The sequence below is a fragment of the Pantoea sp. C1E2 genome, from assembly GCF_056491465.1.
In genome coordinates this window covers 176104-202699 of sequence record NZ_JBSZHT010000002.1, presented here as the reverse complement: position 1 = coordinate 202699, position 26596 = coordinate 176104, and the positions used below count along the sequence as shown (strand labels likewise).

Genomic DNA, 26596 nt, shown 5'->3' with positions numbered 1-26596 from the left:
CCATGAAAGATGTCGCCCGCCTGGCGGGCGTCTCCACCTCCACTGTTTCTCACGTCATCAATAACAATCGTTTTGTTAGCGAACAGGTGCGGGAAAAAGTGGAGCAGGCTATCCGCGAGCTGAACTACGCGCCTTCTGCATTAGCGCGCAGTCTGAAGATCAATCAGACGCGTACTATCGGCATGCTGCTGACAGCCAGCAGTAACCCGTTCTATTCGGAAGTGGTGCGCGGTGTGGAGAATAGCTGTTACGAACGCGGCTATAGCCTGATTCTGTGTAACACCGAAGGCGATGAAGAGCGCATGAATCGCAGTCTTGAAACGCTAATGCAAAAGCGTGTCGATGGCTTGCTGATGATGTGCACTGAAACGCATCTTCCCTCTGCTGAGATCCTTAATCGTTATCCGTCCGTCCCCATGGTGATGATGGACTGGGCGCCGTTTGAAGGGCGTGGCGACATAATTCAGGATAACGCGCTGTTAGGCGGTGAGCTGGCGACGCAGCATCTGATTGATCGTGGATACACTCGTATCGCCTGCATTGCCGGGCCACAGGATAAAACCCCGGCGCGTTTGCGTCTGGAGGGTTTCCATAAAGCGATGACCAGCAGCGGATTGCCGGTGTTGCCGGGTTATGTGGTGGACGGTGATTTCGAATTTCAGGGCGGCTTCAATGCGATGAACCAATTGCTGACGTTAGAGTTGTTGCCTGAAGCGGTTTTCACCAGTAACGATGCGATGGCGGTGGGCGTTTATCACGCACTCTTCCAGGCCGGCTTGCGCGTGCCGCAAGATATCGCGGTGATGGGCTATGACAATATAGAACTGGCTCGTTATCTCACGCCACCACTCACTACCATCCATCAGCCCAAGGATGAACTGGGTGAACTGGCGATTGATACACTGATCCACCGTATGCGCGATCCCGACGCCAGTCAGCAAACGCTGGTACTGACGCCGGAGCTGGTGGAACGCGGTTCGGTTTAAGCGGTTTTCTTCTTTTTCTCGCGATTGGCGATCAGATTGCGACCATCACCCGGACGCAGCATCAGGAAGGCAAACGCGGAGAATACGGTGATCACGCCCATCGTCAGGAAGGTGGCGTGGAATTGCTGTACGGTGCTGCTCTCGAAATCCTGATAGAAACGCAGCACCGCCGCACTGACGGCCACGCCAAAGCTGATCGATACTTGCTGTGTTACTGCCAGCACGCTGTTTCCGCCACTGGCGTTCTCATCATTTAAATCGGCCAGCGTGATGGTGTTCATCGCGGTGAACTGTGTCGACATCGCCATGCCCAATACAAATAGCGCGGCTAATAACATCAATACGCTTTCACCCGGTGTTTGCAGCGAGAAGCTGGCGACCAGAATTCCGATGATGATGGTGATACCCACTAGCGTTTTACGATACCCGAAGCGACGAAGCACCTGTGTCACGGTTGATTTGGCCAGTAGCGAGCCAATCGCCGTCGGTCCCATCATGCATCCGGCAATCAATGCGGGATAGCCGAAGCCTACCTGTAACATCAATGGCATCAGGAACGGAATACAGCCGGTACCCAGACGTGCCGCGATGTTACCGATGATGCCAACCGAGAAGGTGCGGGTTTTAAACATCGGTAAGCTGATCAGCGGTGCGGGATGGCGGCGTGCATGCACTATATAGAGAAGCAATAACGCGACACCGGCTAACAGCACCAGCACAGCCTGCCACGGAGACACAATGCGCTCGCCAAACAGTTCGATGCCTACTGAGATCAGCACCAGACCCAAACCAAACAATATAAAGCCGCCAAAATCAAAGCGACGTTTGGGCGTGGTGAAGTCCGGCATAAATTTACGTGCATAGAAGATGCCCGCGATGCCAATCGGGATGTTGATGAGGAATATCCAGTGCCAGCTGGCGTAGGTGACCAATAAGCCGCCAAGCATCGGACCCAGAATCGGTCCGACTAATCCCGGCATGGTCACGAAATTGAGTACCGGCAGCAATTCACTGCGTGGATAAGCACGCAATAATGCCAGACGCGCGACCGGCATCATCATCGCACCGCCGACGCCCTGAATAATGCGCGAGACAACCAGCATACTCAGTGAGCCAGACAGCGCACACGCCAATGAACCCAGCGTAAAAAGAGATACGGCAATAATGAAGACTTTTCGCGTACCAAAACGATCGGCCAGCCAGCCACTGACCGGGATCAGCATCGCTACGGTAAGCGTATAGCTGATAACAGCAGATTGCATGGCGAGGGGGGAACGTTCAAGGCTGGTGGCGATAGCAGGGAGCGCAGTATTGAGGATGGTGGCATCGAGGGCTTGCATGAAAAATGCCATTGCGGCGATCCAGGGCAAGCCGGCCATACTGCGCGCGGAGCGAATCATTGAAAGTCCTTCTTTAATAATTGTTCAGTCAGCAACAATGAAAAACGGCGTTTGGCTAACAGAATAGCATTGGTATTTGAGTGCGTGACGCTGATTTATGCCGCTCAATGGGCGCATTTGACTGAATATTGATCGAGAAATGTCTGTTTTTAGCCTGTTCGGTTAAAAAAGTAGCGCTCAGTCAAATTTTTGCAATAAACCCTTGTCAGCCAGAATCAACTCCCTATAATGCGCATCCACTGAGACGGCAAAGCGGCAACGCAGACGACTCAGCAGGGAGTGAAGTGATTCACCCCGCCGGAGAAAAACGCTGAAAAAAGTGTTTGACTCTGAAGGAGGAAAGCGTAATATACGCCACCTCGCAAGAGCAGCTTAAGGCGCTGATTGCACCGCTCTTTAACAATTTATCAGACAATCTGTGTGGGCACTCGCAGGATTGATATCAACGTCTCCGGACGTAAAAAATATCAAGTCTCACGAGTGAACACATAATGAAATTCATTATGACGTTTTACAGATGAGCATCGCTGAACTTGTTTCAGCAAATCAAACTTAAATTGAAGAGTTTGATCATGGCTCAGATTGAACGCTGGCGGCAGGCCTAACACATGCAAGTCGAACGGTAGCACAGAGAGCTTGCTCTTGGGTGACGAGTGGCGGACGGGTGAGTAATGTCTGGGAAACTGCCCGATGGAGGGGGATAACTACTGGAAACGGTAGCTAATACCGCATAACGTCTTCGGACCAAAGTGGGGGACCTTCGGGCCTCACACCATCGGATGTGCCCAGATGGGATTAGCTAGTAGGTGGGGTAATGGCTCACCTAGGCGACGATCCCTAGCTGGTCTGAGAGGATGACCAGCCACACTGGAACTGAGACACGGTCCAGACTCCTACGGGAGGCAGCAGTGGGGAATATTGCACAATGGGCGCAAGCCTGATGCAGCCATGCCGCGTGTATGAAGAAGGCCTTCGGGTTGTAAAGTACTTTCAGTGGGGAGGAAGGCGTTAAGGTTAATAGCCTTGACGATTGACGTTACCCGCAGAAGAAGCACCGGCTAACTCCGTGCCAGCAGCCGCGGTAATACGGAGGGTGCAAGCGTTAATCGGAATTACTGGGCGTAAAGCGCACGCAGGCGGTCTGTCAAGTCGGATGTGAAATCCCCGGGCTCAACCTGGGAACTGCATTCGAAACTGGCAGGCTAGAGTCTTGTAGAGGGGGGTAGAATTCCAGGTGTAGCGGTGAAATGCGTAGAGATCTGGAGGAATACCGGTGGCGAAGGCGGCCCCCTGGACAAAGACTGACGCTCAGGTGCGAAAGCGTGGGGAGCAAACAGGATTAGATACCCTGGTAGTCCACGCCGTAAACGATGTCGACTTGGAGGTTGTTCCCTTGAGGAGTGGCTTCCGGAGCTAACGCGTTAAGTCGACCGCCTGGGGAGTACGGCCGCAAGGTTAAAACTCAAATGAATTGACGGGGGCCCGCACAAGCGGTGGAGCATGTGGTTTAATTCGATGCAACGCGAAGAACCTTACCTACTCTTGACATCCACGGAATTTAGCAGAGATGCTTTAGTGCCTTCGGGAACCGTGAGACAGGTGCTGCATGGCTGTCGTCAGCTCGTGTTGTGAAATGTTGGGTTAAGTCCCGCAACGAGCGCAACCCTTATCCTTTGTTGCCAGCGGTTCGGCCGGGAACTCAAAGGAGACTGCCAGTGATAAACTGGAGGAAGGTGGGGATGACGTCAAGTCATCATGGCCCTTACGAGTAGGGCTACACACGTGCTACAATGGCGCATACAAAGAGAAGCGACCTCGCGAGAGCAAGCGGACCTCATAAAGTGCGTCGTAGTCCGGATCGGAGTCTGCAACTCGACTCCGTGAAGTCGGAATCGCTAGTAATCGTAGATCAGAATGCTACGGTGAATACGTTCCCGGGCCTTGTACACACCGCCCGTCACACCATGGGAGTGGGTTGCAAAAGAAGTAGGTAGCTTAACCTTCGGGAGGGCGCTTACCACTTTGTGATTCATGACTGGGGTGAAGTCGTAACAAGGTAACCGTAGGGGAACCTGCGGTTGGATCACCTCCTTACCTGAAGATACCTTCCCGCGCAGTGCTCACACAGATTGTCTGATAGAAAAGTAATGAGCAAGACGGCTGCGAAGTCGTGACACGAATCGTGTCCCCTTCGTCTAGCGGTTAGGACTCCGCCCTTTCACGGCGGCAACAGGGGTTCGAATCCCCTAGGGGACGCCACTTGCTTGGTGACAGGTGAAAGGTGTCTCCACAGTATCTCAAAACCAGCTTGCGAGCTGCGTTTGAGATATTTGCTCTTTAACAATCCGGAACAAGCTGAAAATTGAAACGACACGTCGCGTTCATTCTCCGTAATAAGAATGAATAAACGATGTGTTCGAGTCTCTCAAATGCTTGCAGTCTGCAGCGTTGTAAAACGCCTGTGGGTTGTGAGGTTAAGCGACTAAGCGTACACGGTGGATGCCCTGGCAGTCAGAGGCGATGAAGGACGTGCTAATCTGCGTAAAGCGTCGGTAAGGTGATATGAACCGCTACAGCCGACGATGTCCGAATGGGGAAACCCGGTGCACTCTGTGCATCATCGCAACATGAATACATAGTGTTGCGAGGCGAACCTGGGGAACTGAAACATCTAAGTACCCAGAGGAAAAGAAATCAACCGAGATTCCCCCAGTAGCGGCGAGCGAACGGGGAACAGCCCAGAACCTGAATCAGTTTGTGCATTAGTGGAAGCGTCTGGAAAGTCGCAGGGTACAGGGTGATACTCCCGTACACAAAAATGCACTTACTGTGAGTTCGAAGAGTAGGGCGGGACACGTGGTATCCTGTCTGAATATGGGGGGACCATCCTCCAAGGCTAAATACTCCTGACTGACCGATAGTGAACCAGTACCGTGAGGGAAAGGCGAAAAGAACCCCGGCGAGGGGAGTGAAACAGAACCTGAAACCGTGTACGTACAAGCAGTGGGAGCCTCTTTTATGGGGTGACTGCGTACCTTTTGTATAATGGGTCAGCGACTTATATTCTGTAGCAAGGTTAACCGTATAGGGGAGCCGCAGGGAAACCGAGTCTTAACTGGGCGTTAAGTTGCAGGGTATAGACCCGAAACCCGGTGATCTAGCCATGGGCAGGTTGAAGGTTGGGTAACACTAACTGGAGGACCGAACCGACTAATGTTGAAAAATTAGCGGATGACTTGTGGCTGGGGGTGAAAGGCCAATCAAACCGGGAGATAGCTGGTTCTCCCCGAAAGCTATTTAGGTAGCGCCTCGTGAACTCATCTTCGGGGGTAGAGCACTGTTTCGGCTAGGGGGCCATCCCGGCTTACCAACCCGATGCAAACTGCGAATACCGAAGAATGTTATCACGGGAGACACACGGCGGGTGCTAACGTCCGTCGTGAAGAGGGAAACAACCCAGACCGCCAGCTAAGGTCCCAAAGTCATGGTTAAGTGGGAAACGATGTGGGAAGGCACAGACAGCCAGGATGTTGGCTTAGAAGCAGCCATCATTTAAAGAAAGCGTAATAGCTCACTGGTCGAGTCGGCCTGCGCGGAAGATGTAACGGGGCTAAACCATGCACCGAAGCTGCGGCAGCGACACTATGTGTTGTTGGGTAGGGGAGCGTTCTGTAAGCCGTTGAAGGTGTGCTGTGAGGCATGCTGGAGGTATCAGAAGTGCGAATGCTGACATAAGTAACGATAAAGCGGGTGAAAAGCCCGCTCGCCGGAAGACCAAGGGTTCCTGTTCAACGTTAATCGGAGCAGGGTGAGTCGACCCCTAAGGCGAGGCTGAAAAGCGTAGTCGATGGGAAGCAGGTTAATATTCCTGCACTTGGTGTTACTGCGAAGGGGGGACGGAGAAGGCTAGGTTATCCGGGCGACGGTTGTCCCGGTTTAAGCATGTAGGCGGAGAGTTTAGGTAAATCCGGACTCTTATTAACGCTGAGGTGTGATGACGAGCCACTACGGTGGTGAAGTAACTGATGCCCTGCTTCCAGGAAAAGCCTCTAAGCTCCAGGTAACACGAAATCGTACCCCAAACCGACACAGGTGGTCAGGTAGAGAATACCAAGGCGCTTGAGAGAACTCGGGTGAAGGAACTAGGCAAAATGGTGCCGTAACTTCGGGAGAAGGCACGCTGGCGCGTAGGTGAAGGGACTTGCTCCCCGAGCTGAAGCCAGTCGAAGATACCAGCTGGCTGCAACTGTTTATTAAAAACACAGCACTGTGCAAACACGAAAGTGGACGTATACGGTGTGACGCCTGCCCGGTGCCGGAAGGTTAATTGATGGGGTTATCCGCAAGGAGAAGCTCTTGATCGAAGCCCCGGTAAACGGCGGCCGTAACTATAACGGTCCTAAGGTAGCGAAATTCCTTGTCGGGTAAGTTCCGACCTGCACGAATGGCGTAATGATGGCCAGGCTGTCTCCACCCGAGACTCAGTGAAATTGAAATCGCTGTGAAGATGCAGTGTACCCGCGGCAAGACGGAAAGACCCCGTGAACCTTTACTATAGCTTGACACTGAACATTGAGCCTTGATGTGTAGGATAGGTGGGAGGCTTTGAAGCGTGGACGCCAGTCTGCGTGGAGCCAACCTTGAAATACCACCCTTTAATGTTTGATGTTCTAACGTAGGCCCGTGATCCGGGCTGCGGACAGTGTCTGGTGGGTAGTTTGACTGGGGCGGTCTCCTCCTAAAGAGTAACGGAGGAGCACGAAGGTTGGCTAATCCTGGTCGGACATCAGGAGGTTAGTGCAATGGCATAAGCCAGCTTGACTGCGAGAGTGACGGCTCGAGCAGGTGCGAAAGCAGGTCATAGTGATCCGGTGGTTCTGAATGGAAGGGCCATCGCTCAACGGATAAAAGGTACTCCGGGGATAACAGGCTGATACCGCCCAAGAGTTCATATCGACGGCGGTGTTTGGCACCTCGATGTCGGCTCATCACATCCTGGGGCTGAAGTAGGTCCCAAGGGTACGGCTGTTCGCCGTTTAAAGTGGTACGCGAGCTGGGTTTAGAACGTCGTGAGACAGTTCGGTCCCTATCTGCCGTGGGCGCTGGAGAATTGAGGGGGGTTGCTCCTAGTACGAGAGGACCGGAGTGAACGCACCACTGGTGTTCGGGTTGTCATGCCAATGGCATTGCCCGGTAGCTAAGTGCGGAAAAGATAAGTGCTGAAAGCATCTAAGCACGAAACTTGCCCCGAGATGAGTTCTCCCTGACTCCTTGAGAGTCCTGAAGGGACGTTGAAGACTACGACGTTGATAGGCCGGATGTGTAAGTGCAGCGATGCATTGAGCTAACCGGTACTAATGACCCGTGAGGCTTAACCTTACAACGCCAGAGGCGTTTTTTGAGAGACGCAGTAGATTTTCAGCTTGTTCAGAGATTGGTTCGCGTGGTTACGGAAGTAACGGCGCGGATGAAACAGAATTTGCCTGGCGGCTTTAGCGCGGTGGTCCCACCTGACCCCATGCCGAACTCAGAAGTGAAACGCCGTAGCGCCGATGGTAGTGTGGGGTCTCCCCATGCGAGAGTAGGGAACTGCCAGGCATCAATTAAGTGAAGAAGCCCTGAACGAAAGTTCAGGGCTTTTTTACGTCTGAAGTCAGGGGTTATGACGCCTGAAATTCAGCCAGCCTGGCAAAAATCTCCCCCATTACCGACTCGTATTCAGCCAGTTTTCGATAAAGTCAGCCACGTTAACCGGCTGATTAATATCGAGAAGAGGGATGTTAATTGATGATTTCTCATCGCTGGCCAACGCAATCACATATTCATCCATTAAATCTTCCACTTCACCTTTGATATCACGCCGCCACAGCACAATTTTGGGTACTGGCTCATCCTTAAAGCCCTCAACCAGCACCAGATCCAGCGCTGAACTGTCCATCTGCGCGGCCAGTTCCGCCAGATTCAACGGCTGATCAGGGGTTTCACACATCAATGCCCAGCGCTGATTACTGGCAACAATCACCTGATCGGCACCCGCTTTTCGCAGCAGATAGCTGTCTTTTCCCAGCGTATCGATGTCCATTTTATGATGGGTATGTTTGATTAATCCTGTACGAATGCCACGCGCCTTCAATAAAGGAATTACCTGCTGCAATAGGGTGGTTTTTCCGGTGCCACTCCACGCAGCGATCGCCAGTAAAGGCACGCTCATCACTGCATTTCCTCATCAACCAAATCGTCCGGCGTATTAATATTGCGAAAAGCAGACTCAGGATCAGCGAATGTCACCGCGTGTCCGCCATGTTCACGTAAAAACTGCATTAAACGTCGCTCACCACGAAGCAGCCAGGCTTCCAGATCCTCGGCCATTGATTGATTGACCAGTGCCAATGCAGGATGATCGCGTTGCGTTGATCGTACCCAAACCGCAGGCGCATCGTCGCGCTGCTGCCATAATCGTGCAACGAAGTCTTCCGGTAACCAGGGCGTATCACAGGCACAAAAGGCGACCCACTCAGTTTTGCTATTCTGTAGGCCACTTAACATACCCGCCAACGGACCTGGATAATCAGGCATCGAATCGCTTACTACCTGACAACCGCTAGCCTGATAACGATCAATGTTGCGATTAGCGCTTATCAACACAATATTGACCTGCGGCACCAATCGCTGCAGAACATGTTGATAAAGCGGTTTGCCATGAAGCTCCAGCAACCCTTTATCCTGGCCACCCATGCGACTGCCTTGACCACCTGCGAGGATCACGCCGGTAAATGCGGTCATTTTCGTCTCCCTCATCATACTGGACGATAATTGCATAACGGCAGCGTACCACTGCATAAAGGAATCAATGATGAAATATCACCGACTTAATGAATTGTTTGAACTCCTGCAACCGGCCTGGCAAAAGGAGTCTGATCTTAACCTGCTGGCATTTTTACAAAAACTGGCACAGGAATCTGGCTTCAGTGGCCCATTAAGTGAATTAACCGATGACATATTGATTTACCATCTCAAAATGCGTGACGCGGGCCGCGATGCGGAGATTCCCGGACTGAAAAAGGATTATGAAGTGGACTTCAAAACCGCGCTATTACGTGCACGCGGTGTGATTAAGGATGATGAGTAGTGTTATCCTTGCGCATTCCTTGCAACGGTAATACACAGGCAAAATGATGAGCGAAGCCGCTTTTAATTTCCAGACGCTGAACCCCGATGTCATCCTTGATGCACTCTGGGATACGGGTCTGCGTGTCGAATCCGGCCTAACCGCCCTCAATAGCTACGAAAACCGTGTCTATCAGTTCAGCGATGATGATAAGTGTCGCTATGTGGCTAAGTTCTATCGCCCACAGCGCTGGAGTGCACAACAAATTCTGGAAGAGCATCAGTTCACGCATGACCTGCTGGTCGATGAAGTGCCTGTTGCTGCACCACTGGCATTGCAGGGCAGCACACTGAATCACCATGCCGGTTTTATGTTTGCCGTTTTCCCGAGTCTGGGTGGGCGACAGTATGAAACCGATAATGAAGAACAGATGGAATGGGTGGGTCGTTTTCTCGGCCGTATCCATCAAACGGGTCGCCAGAGCTTGTTTCAACAGCGGCCAACCTTCGGTCTGGAGGAATACGTCTTCCAACCACGTCAGGAGCTGGAGCAGAGCACGCTGGTACCGGCTGCCTTGAAAGATGCACTGCTGAACGCTGTTGATAAACTTAGCAGCACGTTGCAGCAGTGCTGGCATGATAAGTGGCAACCGCTCAGGCTGCATGGCGACTGCCATCCGGGTAATATCCTGTGGCGCGATGAACCAATGTTTGTTGATCTTGACGATGCGCGCAACGGACCTGCCGTGCAGGATCTGTGGATGCTGGTGAACGGCGATCGTCAGGAGCAGCTGATCCAGTGGGATATTCTGCTGGAAGCTTATAATGAATTCAGTGACTTCGATTTACATGAATTGTCACTGATTGAGCCTTTACGCGCTATGCGCATGGTTTATTATTTGGCCTGGGTGGTACGCCGCTGGCAGGATCCTGCGTTTCCTCGCGCCTTCCCCTGGATGACCGACGAGGATTTTTGGCGCCGACAGATTGCACTATTTATCGAGCAGGAGAGGCTGTTACATCAACCCCCGTTGCAGCTTAGCCCGCAATTTTAATGAAGTACTCAGGAGATTTTTTCACGATGAAAAAGATTATGTTTGCGCTGGTAGGTTTAATGCTGGCATTTGGCGCCTTAGCGGCACAGTTTAATGACGGAAAACAATTCGTCACGCTGCCAAAGCCGGTTGCTGGTGAGCCACAGGTATTGGAGTTCTTCTCCTTCTTCTGCCCACACTGCTACCAGTTCGAACGCATCTATCACGTTAGCGATGCCGTGAAAAAGAATCTGCCAGCAGATACCAAAGTGACCAAATACCACGTTGATTTCCTGGGTGGTGACTTCGGTCCTGTTGTTACACAAGCCTGGGCTGTTGCGATGGCGCTGGGCGTGGAAAGCAAGGTCACTGCACCAATCTTTGACGGTATTCAGAAAACCCAAACCGTTACCGATGCGGCGAGCCTGAAAGCCACTTTCATCCAGGCTGCGGGCATCTCATCAGAAGATTATGATGCGGCCTGGAATAGCTTTGCGGTAAAAGCGTTGGTTGCACAGCAGCAGAAAGCGGCAGCCGATCTTAATCTGCAGGGCGTGCCAGCCATCTTCGTTAACGGCAAATACATGGTGAATAACGGCGGTCTGGACACCAGCTCAATGGACAATTTCGTTGCCGATTATGCCAACGTAGTGAAATTCCTGGTTGAGAAGAAGTAATTAAGCTCGAATAAACGCCGGCGATGTCGGCGTTTTTATTTCCTTCCCCATGACGTAATAATGATATCCCTGTTAACCCTCCGCTTAATATCCACATGGACGATCACCTTTTCAAAAAGGCGCCTTTCATCACGGTAAGTTAATAACAAATTGAAAAATAATAACTTTTATAAGTGAAATGATTGTAATCAGCGTAAATAACAATACGTTATGAATTTTACGCACAAAGTTATCCACAGAATGATCCTTGCGATCCACACCGCGTAACGACGAAAAAGATCCTGACATCCCCGCTCTGATTCAACATTCCTCTCTGGTTGTGGCATCCTTATAGCCCTCATTATCGCAACGAAGAAAATACGAACCTATGGCGCAAATTGCAGAAAACCCCCTGATTCTGGTAGACGGATCCTCTTATCTCTACCGGGCATATCATGCCTTTCCGCCGCTGACTAACAGTGCAGGCGAGCCCACGGGCGCCATGTACGGTGTGCTCAACATGCTGAAAAGTTTGCTGATGCAGTATCAGCCGAGTCATGTGGCCGTAGTCTTCGATGCGAAAGGCAAAACTTTCCGCGATGAATTATTCGAGCACTACAAATCGCACCGCCCGCCAATGCCCGACGATCTGCGTGCACAGATCGAACCGTTGCACGAGATGGTCAAAGCGATGGGATTACCGCTGCTGGCGGTGACCGGCGTTGAGGCTGACGATGTGATTGGCACCCTGGCACTCGAAGCAGAGAAGCAGGGCCGTGCGGTGCTGATCAGCACCGGCGATAAAGATATGGCGCAACTGGTCACGCCGGGTATTACGCTGATTAACACCATGACCAATACCGTGTTGGGCCCGGAAGAGGTCGAGCAGAAATATGGTGTGCCACCTTCATTGATCATCGACTTCCTCGCCATGATGGGTGACAGCTCGGATAACATTCCTGGTGTGCCTGGCGTGGGAGAGAAGACTGCACAGGCGCTGCTACAAGGCCTGGGCGGCATGCAGTCAATTTACGATAACCTGGATAAAGTGGCGGATCTCTCGTTCCGTGGTGCGAAGACCATGGCAGCAAAGCTGGAGCAGAACCGCGAGGTCGCATTCCTGTCCTACCAGCTGGCGACCATTAAAACGGACGTCGAACTTGAACTGGGTTGTGAGCAACTCACCGTCAACGAGCCGGACGTTGAAACACTGCAAAACCTTTTCGGCCGCTATGAGTTCAAACGATGGATCACCGATCTGCAGGACGGCACCTGGCTGCAAGGCAAAAAGAGCAATGTGCAGGCGCAGAAATCACTGGCTACTGAACCTGCAATTGCGGCGGCAGAAACAGCTAGCGTGCTGTCATCTGAAGGCTACGTGACCATTTTGGATCAGGCGACCTTCGACGAGTGGCTACAAAAACTGAAAAAGGCAGAACTCTTTGCCTTCGATCTGGAAACCGATTCTCTGGATAGCTGGAGTGCCAACATTGTCGGTCTCTCCTTTGCGATTGTGCCCGGTGAAGCGGCTTATCTTCCGGTGGCTCATGACTATCTTGATGCACCAGAACAACTCGATCGCAACGACGTGCTCAAGCAGCTAAAACCGTTACTGGAAGACGCCAAAGCCGCAAAAGTCGGTCAGAACCTCAAATACGATCGCGGCGTACTGAAAAACTACGATATTGAACTGCAGGGCATCAAATTCGACACCATGCTGGAGTCTTACTGCCTGAGCAGCGTTGGCGGTAAACATGATATGGACAGCCTGGCGGCGCGCTGGCTGAACCACAAAACCGTCACTTTTGAAGAGATTGCCGGTAAGGGCAAAAATCAGCTGACCTTCAACCAGATTGCTATTGAGCAGGCCGCTCATTACGCTGCGGAAGACGCAGACGTCACACTGCAGTTGCATCTGCAGATGTGGCCAAAGCTGGAGCAGGAAGCGGGTCCGAAGAAGGTCTTTACTGATATCGAGATGCCGCTGGTGACCGTGATTTCACGCATTGAGCGTAACGGCGTCTTAATCGATCAAAACATCCTGGGCAAACACTCGCAGGAGCTGACTACACGTCTGGCGGAACTGGAGCTGAAAGCGCATGATTTAGCCGGCGAGCCGTTTAATCTTTCGTCCACCAAACAACTGCAAACCATTCTGTTTGAAAAGCAGGGTATCAAGCCGACCAAGAAAACGCCGGGCGGCGCACCGTCAACCAGCGAAGAAGTGCTGGCTGAACTGGCGCTGGACTATCCGCTGCCCAAAGTGATTCTGGAACATCGTGGCTTGTCTAAGCTGAAGTCGACTTATACCGACAAATTGCCTTTAATGATCAATCCGATTACTGGCCGCGTGCATACTTCCTATCATCAGGCGGTCACGGCTACCGGACGTCTCTCATCTACCGATCCCAACCTGCAAAACATCCCTGTGCGTAATGAAGAAGGCCGTCGTATTCGCCAGGCCTTTATCGCAGGTAAAGATAATCGCATTGTCGCGGCGGACTACTCACAAATTGAGCTGCGCATCATGGCGCATCTCTCGCAGGATAAAGGCCTGCTGGATGCGTTTGCGCAGGGTGAGGACATTCACCGCGCCACTGCATCAGAAGTCTTTGGTGTCGCGCTGAGCAAGGTATCCGGTGAGCAACGTCGCAGTGCTAAGGCGATTAACTTTGGCTTGATTTACGGCATGAGCGCATTCGGTCTGTCGCGCCAGCTCAATATTGGCGCAGGCGAAGCGAAAAAGTATATGGATCTCTACTTTGAGCGCTATCCCGGCGTACTGCGTTATATGGAAGAGACGCGCACTCAGGCGGCAGAGAAGGGCTATGTGGAGACTTTGGATGGTCGCCGCCTGTGGCTACCGGACATCAGTTCCAGCAACGCTATTCGTCGTAAGGCGGCAGAGCGCGCGGCGATTAACGCCCCGATGCAAGGTACAGCAGCGGACATTATCAAACGTGCGATGATCGCCGTGGATGGCTGGCTACTGCAACAGCAGAATGATGCCGTGAAGATGATCATGCAGGTACACGATGAACTGGTGTTTGAGATCCACAAAGACGAAGTAGAGAGTGCGAGTGCGACGATCCGCCAGCTGATGGAGAGCAGCATGAAGCTTGATGTGCCGCTGCAAGTTGAAGTGGGAATGGGCGATAACTGGGATCAGGCGCACTAAGGAAACGCTGTCGGCGGTTTATCTAAACCGCTGACAACGTCATAAGAAAAAAGTTTACTTAATCGGTTCAGCAAAACAGCAAAGGCGCTGATTAAATGCGCGTTTTGTAACTGCCTCACTGCTAAGCATTTTTTTAGTAATTAAACTACATGCCTTAAGCCAAAGTGTGACGAACCCGGTAAAAAAGATGTCGAATCCTGAAACTTAACAACAAAAAACCCTTTGTAGGTCGGGGAAAATCAGGTAAAGTTCATCGCGTAGGGTACAGAGGTAAGATGTTCTATCTTTCAGACCTTTTACTTCACGTAATCGGATTTGGCTGAATATTTAGCCGCCCCAGTCATTTATGACTGGGGCGTTTTTTATTGGGCTTTATCTGAAAAACGGGCTGTAAACCCGCTTCAAAAAATCATTCAGATGGCGCTTCGCCATCATCTTCCTGCGCCGGCTCCAGCTCACTGAACCAGCTATCGAGTTTCTGACGAACGATATCAACGCCGATCTTCTTGAGTGATGAGAACATCTCTACCTGCACATCGCCCACAAAGCCCAGTGCTGCTTCACGTACCAGTTTGAGCTGCGCTTTACGTGCACCTGATGCCAGCTTATCCGCTTTGGTTAACAGCACCAGCACCGGAATACCGCTCTGAACTGCCCACTCAATCATATTCTGATCGAGGTCTTTCAGTGGATGGCGAATATCCATCAGCACCACCAGACCTTTTAATGCCTGGCGCTTCTGCAAATATTCAGACAGCGCACGCTGCCATTTGCGCTTCATCTCTTCCGGAACTTCGGCGTAACCATAGCCCGGTAAATCGACCAGGGTTTTCCCCTCGACGACCTGAAAAAGGTTAATCAGCTGAGTACGACCCGGCGTTTTACTGGTACGCGCCAGGCTTTTCTGGTTGGTGATAGTATTCAGCGCGCTGGATTTGCCTGCGTTAGAGCGTCCGGCAAAGGCAACCTCAATGCCCACATCCGCCGGTAAATGGCGAATATCCGGGGCGCTGAGCACGAAATGGGTCATGTGATAATTCAAAGCAGACAAAGTAAAACTCCAGCAGAGTGATTCGATCAATTGGGCTGATTATACCTGTTATGGCGCAAAAGTATCCGATAGCGTCTTAACGCGTCATTTTGTAAGAGATCAACGATGATTACTGCCAGTCATTACCGTTTAATAGAATCTTCATAACTAATTAAATTAACTATTTTCAATTGGTTATGTTCGCCATGCGAATTACGCCTTCAAATTAACCTCACGCCTCACTTGTTCATTTTACTGATTGGTCTACATTTGGTGTCAGTGCAAGGCAGCACCCATCAGGATGATGCGCTCAGGAGTGTCGGGGATGACCAGGAGCATGGCAGGATGTGATTCAGGTATGAGTCGGACAGGGAAAAGGATTACTCGCAGGAGCGATGAGGCGAAGGAGCAACCGGGACGTTGTGAGCTGTAAAGGATTTATACCGTTATACCTTCAGTAGAAGGTGCGAAATAAGGCGATAGCATAGGCTATCGCCTTTTTTCTTTGTCATCTTTCTGCTAGATTTCGCCGCAATTCTATACTGAAGAAAAATCGCCGAGACCGGACACCATGAAGCAACCTGCACCAGCCCAGCGTGGCAAACCTGCTGCTAAAGCCAAACGCAAATCGCGTGAAGACCTGAATCAGGAAGCGCGCGATCGCAAACGCGATAAAAAGCACAGTGGCCTCAAAGCGGGCAACCGTGCTAACCCGGAAACTAAAGGCGCTGGCAAAGGCCAGGGTCAGAAAAATGCCGATCCACGCACCGGCAGTAAAAAACCCGTAGCGCTGGTGGCCGATGGCAAAACAGTACCGGAGAAAAAGCCGGTAGCAAAAGCCAAACCGAAAGCGGAAAAGGTGCGTCTGACGCCAGAAGAAGAGTTAGCGAAGCTGGAAAACGATGAACGCCTGGACACCTTGCTGGATCGTCTGGAAAGCGGTGAGACCCTCAGCGCTGAAGATCAGGCATGGCTGGATCAGACACTGGATCGCATTGACGAGCTGATGGAAACCCTCGGTATCGCGCTGGATGACGGTGCTGAAGATGAACAAGCCGAAGTCGATATGATGCGCTTGTTAAAAGGCAACTAAGTCAATTTTGATCGGCATGCGCTTTTGCGCATGCCGCGCTAAACAGGTATTCGCTGATGCTTTGGCCTGGATCAATTTTAGCGCTGCTGCTGACATGTTATCTCCTGTGGTTATTGTTTAAACTTCGTCGCCTGTCGCGTCTGAAGTCGCGTTTACGCCGGCGTACGGCTCACCGCAATCTCTCCTCTTCTGCCACGCGACCCTCTCTCAGACGACGTCACCGTAAGGAGTGAGCATGTCATCGCAGCAGATTGAATGGGACCAGCGGCTGATTGAAAAATACAATTACGCGGGTCCGCGCTACACCTCTTATCCCACTGCGCTGGAGTTCAATGAGAACTTTGGCGAAGCAAGCTTCCAGTCTGCGGTTGAACGTTACCCTGAACGCTCTCTGTCGCTGTATGTCCACATTCCGTTCTGCCATCGTCTCTGCTACTTCTGCGGCTGCAATAAGATTGTGACGCGCCAGCTGCACAAGGCTGACCGTTATCTGGATGTGCTGGAACAGGAGATCCGTCAGCGCGCGCCGCTGTTTGCCGGACGCCGCGTCACGCAGTTGCACTGGGGCGGTGGTACGCCAACCTTCCTCAATCAGGCTCAGGTCAGCCGGCTAGTGGCGCTGCTGCGTGGCCATTTTGACATTGCGGATGATGTTGAGATGTCGATCGAAGTCGATCCACGCGAAATTGAGCTGGCGATGATCGATCATCTGCGTGCTGAAGGATTTAATCGCCTGAGCATGGGTGTACAGGACTTCAATAAAGCGGTGCAGGAGCGCGTCAATCGCGTGCAGGACGAAGAGACTATCTTTGGGCTGGTTGAGCGTGCGCGTGCGCGAGGATTCCGCTCAGTGAGCCTGGATCTGATTTACGGTTTGCCGCTGCAGACGCCCGAAAGTTTTGCTTTCACTTTACAACGAGTGATCGCGCTCAACCCCGATCGTCTCAGCGTATTCAATTACGCGCACATGCCGACGCTGTTCGCTGCACAACGCAAAATCAAAGATGAAGAGCTACCCGGTGCGGAACAGAAGCTGCAGATCCTGCAGCAAACCATTGGCACCTTAACCGATGCAGGCTATCAGTTCATCGGTATGGACCACTTTGCCAAACCCGATGACGAACTGGCCATCGCGCAGCATGCAGGTGAGCTGCACCGTAATTTTCAGGGTTACACCACGCAAGGCGAGACCGAGCTGGTGGGATTCGGTGTCTCGGCGATCAGTATGCTGGGAGACAGTTACGCGCAGAATCAAAAAGAATTGAAGGACTACTATGCCAGTGTGGAGCAGAGTGGGAGCGCGCTCTGGCGAGGTTTAACACTGAGTGATGATGACTGTCTGCGCCGTGATGTCATCAAAACGCTGATCTGCAATTTCTCATTAGATTTCGCGGCGATTGAAGCGCAATGGCCCATCACTTTTGAAGCGTATTTTGCGGAAGATTTAGCGTTACTGGCGCCTTTGATGGCGGATGGTTTGCTGGAACTTCGCGGGCGCAGTCTGCATGTCACAGGAATTGGACGTTTGCTGATTCGGAATATCTGCATGTGCTTTGATCGCTATCTGCGTCAAAAGGCGCGCCAGCAGCAGTTCTCGCGGGTGATATAAAAATCCAGGGGAGCATCGTGCTCCCCTGATTATCACTTATTCCATTCCCAGCTCTTTCAGTTTACGCGTCAGAGTATTACGACCCCAACCCAGTAAACGAGCCGCTTCCTGCTTGTGTCCCTGAGTGTGACGCAGGGCGGTGGTGAGCAGCGTGCGCTCCATCTCCGGCTGCGCTTCAGAGAGCAGGTTCTGATGACCGGAACGCAGTGCGCGGTCCGCCCATTGTGCCAGCAGGGTGGCCCAGCTATCCGGCAGAGACTGCACCGGGTTATCCGGCGTGCTCGACTCAAACAGCTCCGGCGGCAGATCCTGAATCAACACTTCCTGGCCTGCAGCCATCACGGTTAACCAGCGGCAGGTGTTCTCCAGCTGGCGCACGTTACCGGACCAATGCAGGCGCGTCAGTGCCGTCTCCGTCTCCGGGTGCAGAATCTTCGCTTCAACACCTAGCTCACGTGCCGCTACCTGCAAGAAGTAGCGTGCCAGACGTGGAATGTCCTCGCGACGCTCACGCAGCGGTGGCAAGTGCACACGAATCACGTTCAGGCGATGGAACAGATCCTCGCGGAACTTGCCTTCCTGCACGCGCAGCTCAAGGTTCTGGTGAGTTGCCGCGATAATACGCACATCCACTTTCACCGGTGCATAGCCGCCCACGCGATAGAACTGGCCATCGGCCAATACGCGCAGCAAGCGGGTTTGCACATCGAGCGGCATATCACCAATTTCATCGAGGAACAGCGTGCCGCCATCGGCCTGCTCAAAGCGGCCCTGACGAATCTGGTTTGCCCCGGTAAACGCCCCTTTCTCGTGCCCGAACAATTCGGATTCGATCAGGTCTTTCGGGATTGCTGCCATATTCAACGCGATAAACGGTGATTTGGCGCGCGGACTGTGGCGATGCAGCGCATGCGCCACCAACTCTTTACCGGTACCCGATTCACCATTAATCAGCACACTGATGGATGAGCGCGACAAACGGCCAATAATACGGAACACATCCTGCATCGCTGGCGCTTCGCCAATGATGTCGGTTGTCGGACCGCTCACCGGCTGATTACGCGGCTGCTGCTGTTCCTGATAGTGACTGATCGCACGTTCAACCAGCGCGACGGCTTCATCAATATCAAACGGCTTAGGCAGGTAATCGAAAGCGCCTTGTTGATAAGCGCTGACGGCGGCATCAAGATCCGAATGTGCGGTCATAATGATGACCGGCAGCATCGGGTGACGCTGTTTAATCTGTTTCAGCAGCGCCAGTCCATCCATGCCCGGCATGCGAATATCCGATAACAATACATCTGGGGTTTTACTTGAGAGTGCATCCAGCACTTCATTGCCGCTGTCAAATGTGGCGCAGCTCAAACCGGCTCCAGTGAGCGCACGTTCAAGCACCCAGCGGATGGAGCTATCGTCATCGACGATCCAGACTATCCCTCGTTGCATAGAAACCTCACTGGCGAATAGGCAGGTAAACCGAGAATTCGGTGTGTCCTGGCCAACTGTTAAATTCTATTTTTCCTGAATGCTGATCGATCAGGCTGCGGGCGATGGAGAGACCTAAACCGGTGCCTCCTTCACGACCACTCACCATCGGATAGAACAGCGTGTCCTGTAGCTGAGCAGGAATGCCAGGGCCATCATCTTCAATATCAATACGCGCCACCAGGCGATAACGGGTGCCGTGCAGCGTTAGCTGGAACGCGGTACGGGTGCGGATCACGATAGTGCCGCCTTCGTCACCCAGCGCCTGCAACGCATTACGCACCACGTTGAGCAGCACCTGTTCAATCTGATCGGGATCGTGTGGCAGTTCGGGCAGGCTCGGGTCGTAATCACGCACCAGCGAGACATTGTCCGGTAACTCCATCGAGACCAGATTGACCACGCGCTCAGCCACCTGATGAATGCTTTGTGTAACATGCATACCTGGCTGTTGTGGTCCAAGTAAGCGATCAACCAGATTACGCAGGCGGTCTGCCTGTTCGATAATAATCCGGGTATATTCATGCAGCGAAGGATCGGGCAGAGCACGGGTTAATAACTGTGCGGCGCCGCGTAATCCTCCCAGCGGGTTTTTAATTTCATGCGCCAGTCCGCGCACTAAATCACGAGCGGCGACTTGCTGAGCATGTTGCAACTGTTCCTGGCTAAGACGGCGTTGATTATCCATCGGCGCCATTTCCAGCAGAATAAGGCCATCGGGTAAACGTTGAGCCGTCAGCGACATAATGTGCGCGCGGCCATCGACCACTAACGTCACTTCGCTGTCAGTAAAGCCCTGGCCTGCTCCAAGACTCTCGCTCATCACCTCAATATTCAGCGAAAAATAGCCGGTTAATTCCGGTAATGGCGTGCCGAACAATTTGCGTGAGCTTTGCGCCAGTAATTGCTGAGCCGCCGGGTTGGCGTAATGGATAACCAGATCGTTATCGACCAGCAAAATACTGTTGATGAGAGAGTTAAGAATCTGCCCCGCGTCGGGCAGTGTGCCAGTTGCCATACAGCGTTCCTCTGCACTAAGTTAGTGCATTATAGCCTTTTGGGACTGATAACTATCATTCGAACGATGAATTCGCGGTGAAAAAAGCCCATCCGGAGATGGGCTAAAGTTTCCACGGCAACAAAAAACGTTCAGGTTATTTACGCCGCCAAATAAGCGGCGTGAAATGCGCTGAAATTTTTTAAATTAAACGCTGTAGTACAGTTCAAACTCAACTGGGTGCGGAGTCATACGCACACGGTCAACGTCTGGCTTAAGCAGTTCGATGTACGCGTCGATAGCGTCATCAGTGAACACGCCGCCACGGGTCAGGAACTCGCGGTCTTCGTTCAGTGCGTTCAGTGCTTCTTCCAGAGAACCTGCAACTTTTGGAATCTCAGCTTCTTCTTCCGGTGGCAGGTCATACAGGTTTTTGTCCATCGCATCGCCAGGGTGGATCTTGTTGATGATGCCGTCAAGACCTGCCATCAGCAGCGCGGTGAATGCCAGGTATGGGTTAGCCGCTGGATCCGGGAAGCGCGCTTCGATACGACGTGCTTTCGGGCTCGCAACCACTGGGATACGGATTGAAGCTGAACGGTTACGTGCTGAGTAAGCCAGCATGACCGGTGCTTCGTAGCCTGGGACCAGACGCTTGTAAGAGTTGGTGGTTGGGTTCGCCAGGGCGTTGATCGCTTTAGCGTGCTTGATAACACCACCAATGTAGAACAGCGCAGCTTCAGACAGGCCGCCGTATTTGTCGCCAGAGAACAGGTTCACGCCGCCTTTTGACAGGGACATGTGGCAGTGCATACCAGAACCGTTATCGCCGAACATTGGCTTAGGCATGAAGGTCGCAGTTTTGTTGTACGCGTGAGCAACGTTGTGCACCACGTATTTGTAGATCTGAATTTCGTCAGCTTTTTTGGTCATGGTGTTGAAGCGGGTTGCCACTTCGTTCTGACCAGCTGTTGCTACTTCGTGGTGATGGGCTTCAACCACCAGACCCATCTGCTCCATGGTCAGACACATGGCAGAACGGATGTCTTGTCCTGAATCAACCGGTGGTACTGGGAAGTAACCGCCTTTCAGACCTGGACGGTGACCTTTGTTACCGCCTTCGTAAGCTTTACCGGTGTTCCATGCTGCTTCGATATCGTCGATAGCAACGTGTGAACCTGCAGTAGAAGAACCGAAACGAATGTCATCGAACAGGAAGAACTCTGGCTCTGGTCCAAACAGCACGGTATCCGCGATGCCTGAAGAACGCAGGAACTCTTCTGCACGTTTAGCGATGGAGCGTGGGTCACGATCGTAGCCCTGCAGAGTGCCTGGCTCAAGGATGTCACAGCGGATGATCAGCGTAGAATCTTCGAAGAACGGATCCATAACCGCAGTGGTAGCATCCGGCATCAGTACCATGTCTGATTCGTTAATGCCTTTCCAGCCACCGATGGATGAGCCATCGAACATTTTGCCTTCTTCGAAGAAGTCAGCGTTAACCTGGTGAGCAGGGATAGTAACGTGCTGTTCTTTACCTTTGGTATCGGTAAAACGCAGGTCAACAAACTTAACTTCGTGCTCGTTCATCATCGAGAGGACGTGTTCAGCGGACATACTTAAACTCTCCTGGAAATGGTCATAATCGTCATGGTGAGAGAACTTCGTTGCCTGGAATGTGTCACGCTTTCTGACCACCCCTAACCAAGATCTCGGCAAGCTCTTTTCAACCGTTGTAAAACTGTCGTTTTCGCTTGAAAGATATAAAGCGAATTCTGTGCCAACTTTATTACAATGGTAAAAATGGCGCTGTGACGCGCTCTTTCGTGAGTCGGTCACTGCACCAGTATGGATGACGCGCACTAATTTGGTGCTCCACAGATCAAATATCGCCCCAAAAAGGTGCAAAACACCACCGCAGTGCAGATTAATGCACCGTTATTGGTGCTAAAAAACAGCACTAAGAGAAACTTTAAGGGAATACTGTGATCATGTTCAGTCTTTCGCTTAATCCGTGTACAATACCGCGTTATTTCTATAATGCCTGAGGCAAAGCTGTGATCGAAAATTTGCGTAACATCGCCATCATCGCGCACGTTGACCATGGTAAGACCACCCTGGTTGACAAGCTGCTGCAACAGTCCGGTACTTTTGATGCTCGTACCGAAGCGACTGAGCGCGTAATGGACTCCAACGATTTGGAGAAAGAGCGTGGGATTACCATCCTCGCAAAAAACACCGCCATCAAATGGAACGACTACCGTATCAACATCGTTGATACCCCAGGACACGCCGACTTCGGTGGTGAAGTGGAACGTGTTATGTCCATGGTGGATTCGGTGCTGCTGGTTGTAGATGCGATGGATGGCCCTATGCCGCAAACCCGCTTCGTAACCAAGAAAGCGTTTGCTCATGGTTTGAAGCCGATTGTAGTAATCAACAAAGTTGACCGTCCGGGCGCGCGCCCTGATTGGGTTGTTGATCAGGTATTCGACCTGTTCGTTAACCTGGACGCGACTGACGAGCAGCTGGACTTCCCTATCATCTTCGCTTCAGCGTTGAATGGTATCGCTGGTCTGGAACATACCGACATGGCTGACGACATGACCCCGCTGTATCAGGCGATCGTCGACCACGTTTCTCCACCACAGGTTGAAGTTGAAGCACCACTGCAGATGCAAATCTCGCAGCTGGACTACAACAACTACTTGGGTGTTATCGGTATCGGCCGCATCAAGCGCGGTACGGTTAAGCCGAACCAGCAGGTCACTATCATTGATAGCGAAGGCAAAACCCGTAACGGTAAAGTCGGTAAAGTACTGGGCCACCTCGGTCTGGAACGTATCGAAAGCACCCTGGCGGAAGCAGGCGACATCATTGCTATCACCGGTCTGGGCGAGCTGAACATCTCTGACACCATCTGCGACACGCAGAAAGTGGAAGCGCTGCCAGCCCTGAGCGTCGATGAACCAACCGTAACCATGTTCTTCAACGTCAACACCTCACCTTTCTGCGGTAAAGAAGGTAAGTTCGTGACGTCGCGCCAGATCCTGGAGCGCCTGAATAAAGAGCTGGTACACAACGTGGCACTGCGCGTTGAAGAAACTGAAGATTCTGATGCATTCCGTGTGTCTGGTCGTGGTGAGCTTCACCTGTCAGTTCTGATCGAAAACATGCGTCGTGAAGGTTTCGAACTGGCGGTATCCCGTCCGAAAGTTATCTTCCGCGAATTCGAAGGCCGTAAACAAGAGCCATTCGAAAACGTGACCCTCGACATCGAAGAAACCCACCAGGGTTCTGTGATGCAAGCGATGGGTGAGCGTAAAGGCGATCTGAAAAACATGGATCCAGATGGCAAAGGCCGTGTACGTCTCGACTACATGATCCCAAGCCGTGGTCTGATCGGCTTCCGTAACGAATTCATGACCATGACTTCTGGTACTGGTCTGCTGTACTCCACCTTCAGCCATTACGACGATGTTCGTCAGGGCGAAGTGGGCCAGCGTCAGAACGGCGTGCTGATCTCAAATGGCCAGGGTAAAGCGGTAGCGTTCGCCCTGTTCAGCCTGCAGGATCGCGGTAAGCTGTTCCTGGGTCACGGTGCGGAAGTGTATGAAGGCCAGATCATCGGTATTCACAGCCGTTCTAACGACCTGACAGTTAACTGCCTGACCGGTAAGAAACTGACCAACATGCGTGCGTCAGGTACTGACGAAGCGACCACTCTGGTTCCACCGCAGAAAATGACGCTGGAGCAGGCTATCGAGTTCATCGATGATGACGAACTGGTAGAAGTGACTCCGCAGTCAGTACGTATTCGTAAACGTCACCTGACCGAGAACGACCGTAAGCGTTCTTCTCGCGGCAGCAAAGACTAAGCGAAACAGTCTGATATTTAAGCCCCGCACTGCGGGGCTTTTTTATGCCTGCAACCCGCTGCAACCCTCGCTTTCTGAATATTGTTCCCGCTTCCAAAATCCTGATTTCCCCCTCATCGTACCTGTTCAGCACTGAGTTTTGCCGCTAGAGTGAATGATCCAGGGAATAGAAGGAGAGGCGTCATGCTGTACATATTTGATTTAGGCAATGTGATTGTTGATATCGATTTTAATCGTGTGCTCGGCGTCTGGAGTGACCTGGGACGCGTGCCGCTGGCGACCTTACAAAGTCGCTTCCAGATGGATGAAGCGTTCGAGAAACACGAGCGTGGTGAAATCAGCGATCCTGAGTTTGCGGCACGTATCTGTGATCAACTGGATATCGCTTTGAGCTACCCGCAATTCACTGCGGGCTGGCAGGCGGTGTTCGTGGATGTTCGTCCGGAAACGCTGGCCATCATGAACGCCCTACGCGCGAAAGGTGAACGGGTGGTTATCCTCTCTAACACCAACCAGCTGCATTTTGAATTTTGGCCAACACAATATCCTGACGTACAGCAAGCGGCAGACCACGTCTATATGTCGCAGGATATCGGTATGCGCAAGCCAGAGGCACGCATCTATCAATATGTGCTTGACCACGAAGGCTATACCGCCGATCAGGCGGTGTTCTTTGACGATAACCGTGCCAATATCGATGCCGCGCGCGCGTTGGGTATTGAGAGCGTGTTAGTGGAAGACGCGAAAACCGTGCCGGACTGGTTTGCGAGCCGTCGCTGAGTGGTAACACGTAACCACATGCGCCATTCGGCGCACGCGTTTTTCCTGTGGGTCAAACTGCTGTGGCGCCGCGTTGATGAAGACAACATGACGACGCAGGCCGGGAATCTGGCCTACGTCTCATTGCTGGCTTTGGTGCCGCTGATTGCCGTGGTGTTTGCCCTTTTCGCCGCTTTCCCTATGTTTTCGGAGATTAGCGTCCAACTTAAGCACTTCATCTTCAGCAACTTTATGCCGGCAGCCGGTGACGTCATCCAACGCTATCTCGATCAGTTTGTGGCCAACGTCAATAAAATGACGGCGGTTGGTATTGTCGGATTGATCGTTACCGCACTGCTGCTGATGCACTCGGTGGACAGTGCGCTCAACGCGATCTGGCGCAGCGATAAACCACGACCAATGGTTTACTCCTTTGCCGTCTATTGGATGATCCTGACGCTGGGCCCGATTCTGGCGGGTGCCAGTCTGGCCATCAGTTCTTACTTACTATCGCTACGCTGGGTCAATGTCACCGGCGTTACCAGCCTTATCGATCAGGTGTTACGTATCTTCCCTCTGGTGCTCGCCATCCTCGCGTTCTGGTTGCTCTACAGTATCGTCCCGACGCGCCGGGTGCCAACGCGTGATGCGCTGATCGGCGCGATTGTCGCCGGGCTACTGTTTGAGCTGGGCAAAAAAGGGTTTGCGCTCTATGTTACGATGTTCCCTTCGTATCAATTAATTTACGGCGTACTGGCAGTCATCCCGATTCTGTTTTTATGGGTTTACTGGACCTGGTGTATTGTGTTGTTAGGCGCGGAAATCACCGTCACCCTGGATGACTATCGCCAGCTAAAACAGCAGGAACGCGAAAAAGAACGAGAGGAAACATGATTGCTTTGATTCAGCGCGTCAGTCGCGCCAGCGTTGTGGTTGATGACACAACGGTGGGCGAGATTGGCGCCGGTTTGCTGGTGTTATTAGGGGTGGAGAAGGGCGATGACGAGCAAAAGGCACAGCGCTTATCTGAACGCGTGCTGGGTTATCGCATCTTCGGTGATGAGAACGACAAAATGAACCTGAACGTACAGCAGGCCAGTGGCAGCGTGCTGGTGATTTCACAATTCACACTTGCCGCCGACACCAACAAAGGCATGCGTCCCTCTTTCTCAGGTGGTGCCGAACCGGCGGAAGCCGAGCGTCTCTATCACAATTTCAGCGATTGTTGCCGGGCACAGGGTGTGACCACGGCGAACGGTCGTTTTGCTGCCAACATGCAGGTTTCACTGGTGAATGATGGTCCAGTGACCTTCTGGTTGCAGGTGTGAGGTTTTCAGCCGAGCGGCCAGGGATCAGCCACGCAAGCTCCGAACGAGAGAATCAC

Annotated in this window: 19 protein-coding genes, 1 tRNA gene and 3 rRNA genes; 16 read left to right on the top strand and 7 right to left on the bottom strand. The window is 52.3% G+C overall.

Going from position 1 to position 26596, the window contains the following annotated elements; all coding sequences use genetic code 11:
• The first annotated feature begins 2 nt into the window (after positions 1–2).
• Positions 3–986: a ribose operon transcriptional repressor RbsR gene (gene rbsR / locus ACXI0A_RS01210; RefSeq protein ID WP_224933823.1), complete on the top strand. Its 984-nt coding sequence runs from the start codon at positions 3–5 to the stop codon at positions 984–986.
• On the opposite strand, the gene mdtD is transcribed toward rbsR, so the two are convergent.
• A complete protein-coding gene (gene mdtD, locus ACXI0A_RS01205) occupies positions 983–2386 on the bottom strand; it encodes a multidrug transporter subunit MdtD (RefSeq protein WP_224933620.1) in 1404 nt (467 codons plus the stop codon). The two genes, rbsR and mdtD, sit on opposite strands and share 4 nt — an antisense overlap.
• Positions 2387–2940: 554 nt before the next feature.
• Here mdtD and ACXI0A_RS01200 point away from each other — a divergent pair.
• From ACXI0A_RS01200 to rrf, 4 genes are all read left to right on the top strand, one after another.
• A 16S ribosomal RNA gene (locus tag ACXI0A_RS01200) occupies positions 2941–4480 on the top strand.
• 90 nt (positions 4481–4570) lie between these two features.
• Positions 4571–4645, top strand: a tRNA-Glu gene (locus ACXI0A_RS01195).
• 213 nt (positions 4646–4858) lie between these two features.
• Positions 4859–7765 (top strand): 23S ribosomal RNA (locus ACXI0A_RS01190).
• Between the two features lie 103 nt (positions 7766–7868).
• Positions 7869–7984, top strand: a 5S ribosomal RNA gene (gene rrf / locus ACXI0A_RS01185).
• The 16S, 23S and 5S rRNA genes sit together here with 1 tRNA gene alongside, the layout of an rRNA operon.
• 106 nt (positions 7985–8090) lie before the next feature.
• Here the strand turns inward: rrf and mobB are convergent.
• Positions 8091–8597 carry a molybdopterin-guanine dinucleotide biosynthesis protein MobB gene (mobB, locus tag ACXI0A_RS01180; RefSeq protein ID WP_476150665.1) on the bottom strand — a complete coding sequence of 169 codons (507 nt, stop codon included), beginning with the start codon at positions 8595–8597 and terminating at the stop codon, positions 8091–8093.
• Entirely contained in the window at positions 8597–9169 is a 573-nt protein-coding gene (mobA, locus tag ACXI0A_RS01175; protein ID WP_476150666.1) for a molybdenum cofactor guanylyltransferase MobA, read from the bottom strand. The genes mobB and mobA overlap by 1 nt, the downstream gene beginning before the upstream one ends.
• Before the next feature lie 70 nt (positions 9170–9239).
• Here mobA and ACXI0A_RS01170 point away from each other — a divergent pair, with 70 nt between their 5' ends.
• From ACXI0A_RS01170 to spfP, 5 genes are all read left to right on the top strand, one after another.
• Positions 9240–9515, top strand: coding sequence for a YihD family protein (locus ACXI0A_RS01170; RefSeq protein ID WP_034823919.1), 276 nt, complete (start codon positions 9240–9242; stop codon positions 9513–9515).
• Positions 9516–9561: 46 nt separating this feature from the next.
• On the top strand, positions 9562–10548 hold the full coding sequence (locus tag ACXI0A_RS01165) for a serine/threonine protein kinase (protein WP_476151188.1): 987 nt from the start codon (positions 9562–9564) through the stop codon (positions 10546–10548).
• 26 nt (positions 10549–10574) lie between these two features.
• Positions 10575–11204 carry a thiol:disulfide interchange protein DsbA gene (gene dsbA, locus ACXI0A_RS01160; RefSeq protein ID WP_479485183.1) on the top strand — a complete coding sequence of 210 codons (630 nt, stop codon included), beginning with the start codon at positions 10575–10577 and terminating at the stop codon, positions 11202–11204.
• Positions 11205–11571: 367 nt separating this feature from the next.
• The gene (gene polA, locus ACXI0A_RS01155) at positions 11572–14361 is read left to right on the top strand and encodes a DNA polymerase I (RefSeq protein WP_476150667.1); all 2790 of its coding nucleotides are present in this window, start codon (positions 11572–11574) and stop codon (positions 14359–14361) included.
• 275 nt (positions 14362–14636) lie between these two features.
• Positions 14637–14684, top strand: coding sequence for a small protein SpfP (gene spfP, locus ACXI0A_RS01150; protein WP_071892919.1), 48 nt, complete (start codon positions 14637–14639; stop codon positions 14682–14684).
• Between the two features lie 86 nt (positions 14685–14770).
• Here the strand turns inward: spfP and yihA are convergent, their stop codons facing one another.
• The gene (gene yihA, locus ACXI0A_RS01145) at positions 14771–15412 is read right to left on the bottom strand and encodes a ribosome biogenesis GTP-binding protein YihA/YsxC (RefSeq protein ID WP_224935117.1); all 642 of its coding nucleotides are present in this window, start codon (positions 15410–15412) and stop codon (positions 14771–14773) included.
• Positions 15413–15962: 550 nt separating this feature from the next.
• Between yihA and yihI the strand changes: the two genes are divergently transcribed.
• A complete protein-coding gene (yihI, locus tag ACXI0A_RS01140) occupies positions 15963–16484 on the top strand; it encodes a Der GTPase-activating protein YihI (protein ID WP_224935114.1) in 522 nt (173 codons plus the stop codon).
• A 235-nt stretch (positions 16485–16719) separates the two neighbouring features.
• Positions 16720–18093, top strand: coding sequence for an oxygen-independent coproporphyrinogen III oxidase (gene hemN / locus ACXI0A_RS01135; protein ID WP_224935111.1), 1374 nt, complete (start codon positions 16720–16722; stop codon positions 18091–18093).
• 36 nt (positions 18094–18129) lie between these two features.
• On the opposite strand, the gene glnG is transcribed toward hemN, so the two are convergent.
• From glnG to glnA, 3 genes are all read right to left on the bottom strand, one after another.
• On the bottom strand, positions 18130–19539 hold the full coding sequence (gene glnG / locus ACXI0A_RS01130; RefSeq protein WP_034823905.1) for a nitrogen regulation protein NR(I): 1410 nt from the start codon (positions 19537–19539) through the stop codon (positions 18130–18132).
• A 7-nt stretch (positions 19540–19546) separates the two neighbouring features.
• Entirely contained in the window at positions 19547–20596 is a 1050-nt protein-coding gene (glnL, locus tag ACXI0A_RS01125; protein ID WP_034823903.1) for a nitrogen regulation protein NR(II), read from the bottom strand.
• A gap of 186 nt (positions 20597–20782) precedes the next feature.
• Positions 20783–22192, bottom strand: a complete 1410-nt coding sequence (gene glnA, locus ACXI0A_RS01120) for a glutamate--ammonia ligase (protein WP_224935106.1) — start codon at positions 22190–22192, stop codon at positions 20783–20785.
• A 440-nt stretch (positions 22193–22632) separates the two neighbouring features.
• On the opposite strand from glnA, the gene typA reads away from it, so the two are divergent.
• The 4 genes from typA to dtd all read left to right on the top strand — a co-directional run bounded on the left by typA (position 22633) and on the right by dtd (position 26540).
• Positions 22633–24453, top strand: a complete 1821-nt coding sequence (gene typA / locus ACXI0A_RS01115; RefSeq protein WP_224935103.1) for a ribosome-dependent GTPase TypA — start codon at positions 22633–22635, stop codon at positions 24451–24453.
• A 183-nt stretch (positions 24454–24636) separates the two neighbouring features.
• Positions 24637–25233, top strand: a complete 597-nt coding sequence (gene yihX / locus ACXI0A_RS01110) for a glucose-1-phosphatase (RefSeq protein ID WP_476150668.1) — start codon at positions 24637–24639, stop codon at positions 25231–25233.
• Between the two features lie 18 nt (positions 25234–25251).
• Positions 25252–26106 carry a virulence factor BrkB family protein gene (locus ACXI0A_RS01105; protein ID WP_224935100.1) on the top strand — a complete coding sequence of 285 codons (855 nt, stop codon included), beginning with the start codon at positions 25252–25254 and terminating at the stop codon, positions 26104–26106.
• Positions 26103–26540, top strand: a complete 438-nt coding sequence (dtd, locus tag ACXI0A_RS01100) for a D-aminoacyl-tRNA deacylase (RefSeq protein ID WP_476150669.1) — start codon at positions 26103–26105, stop codon at positions 26538–26540. The genes ACXI0A_RS01105 and dtd overlap by 4 nt, the downstream gene beginning before the upstream one ends.
• Positions 26541–26596: the final 56 nt, after the last annotated feature.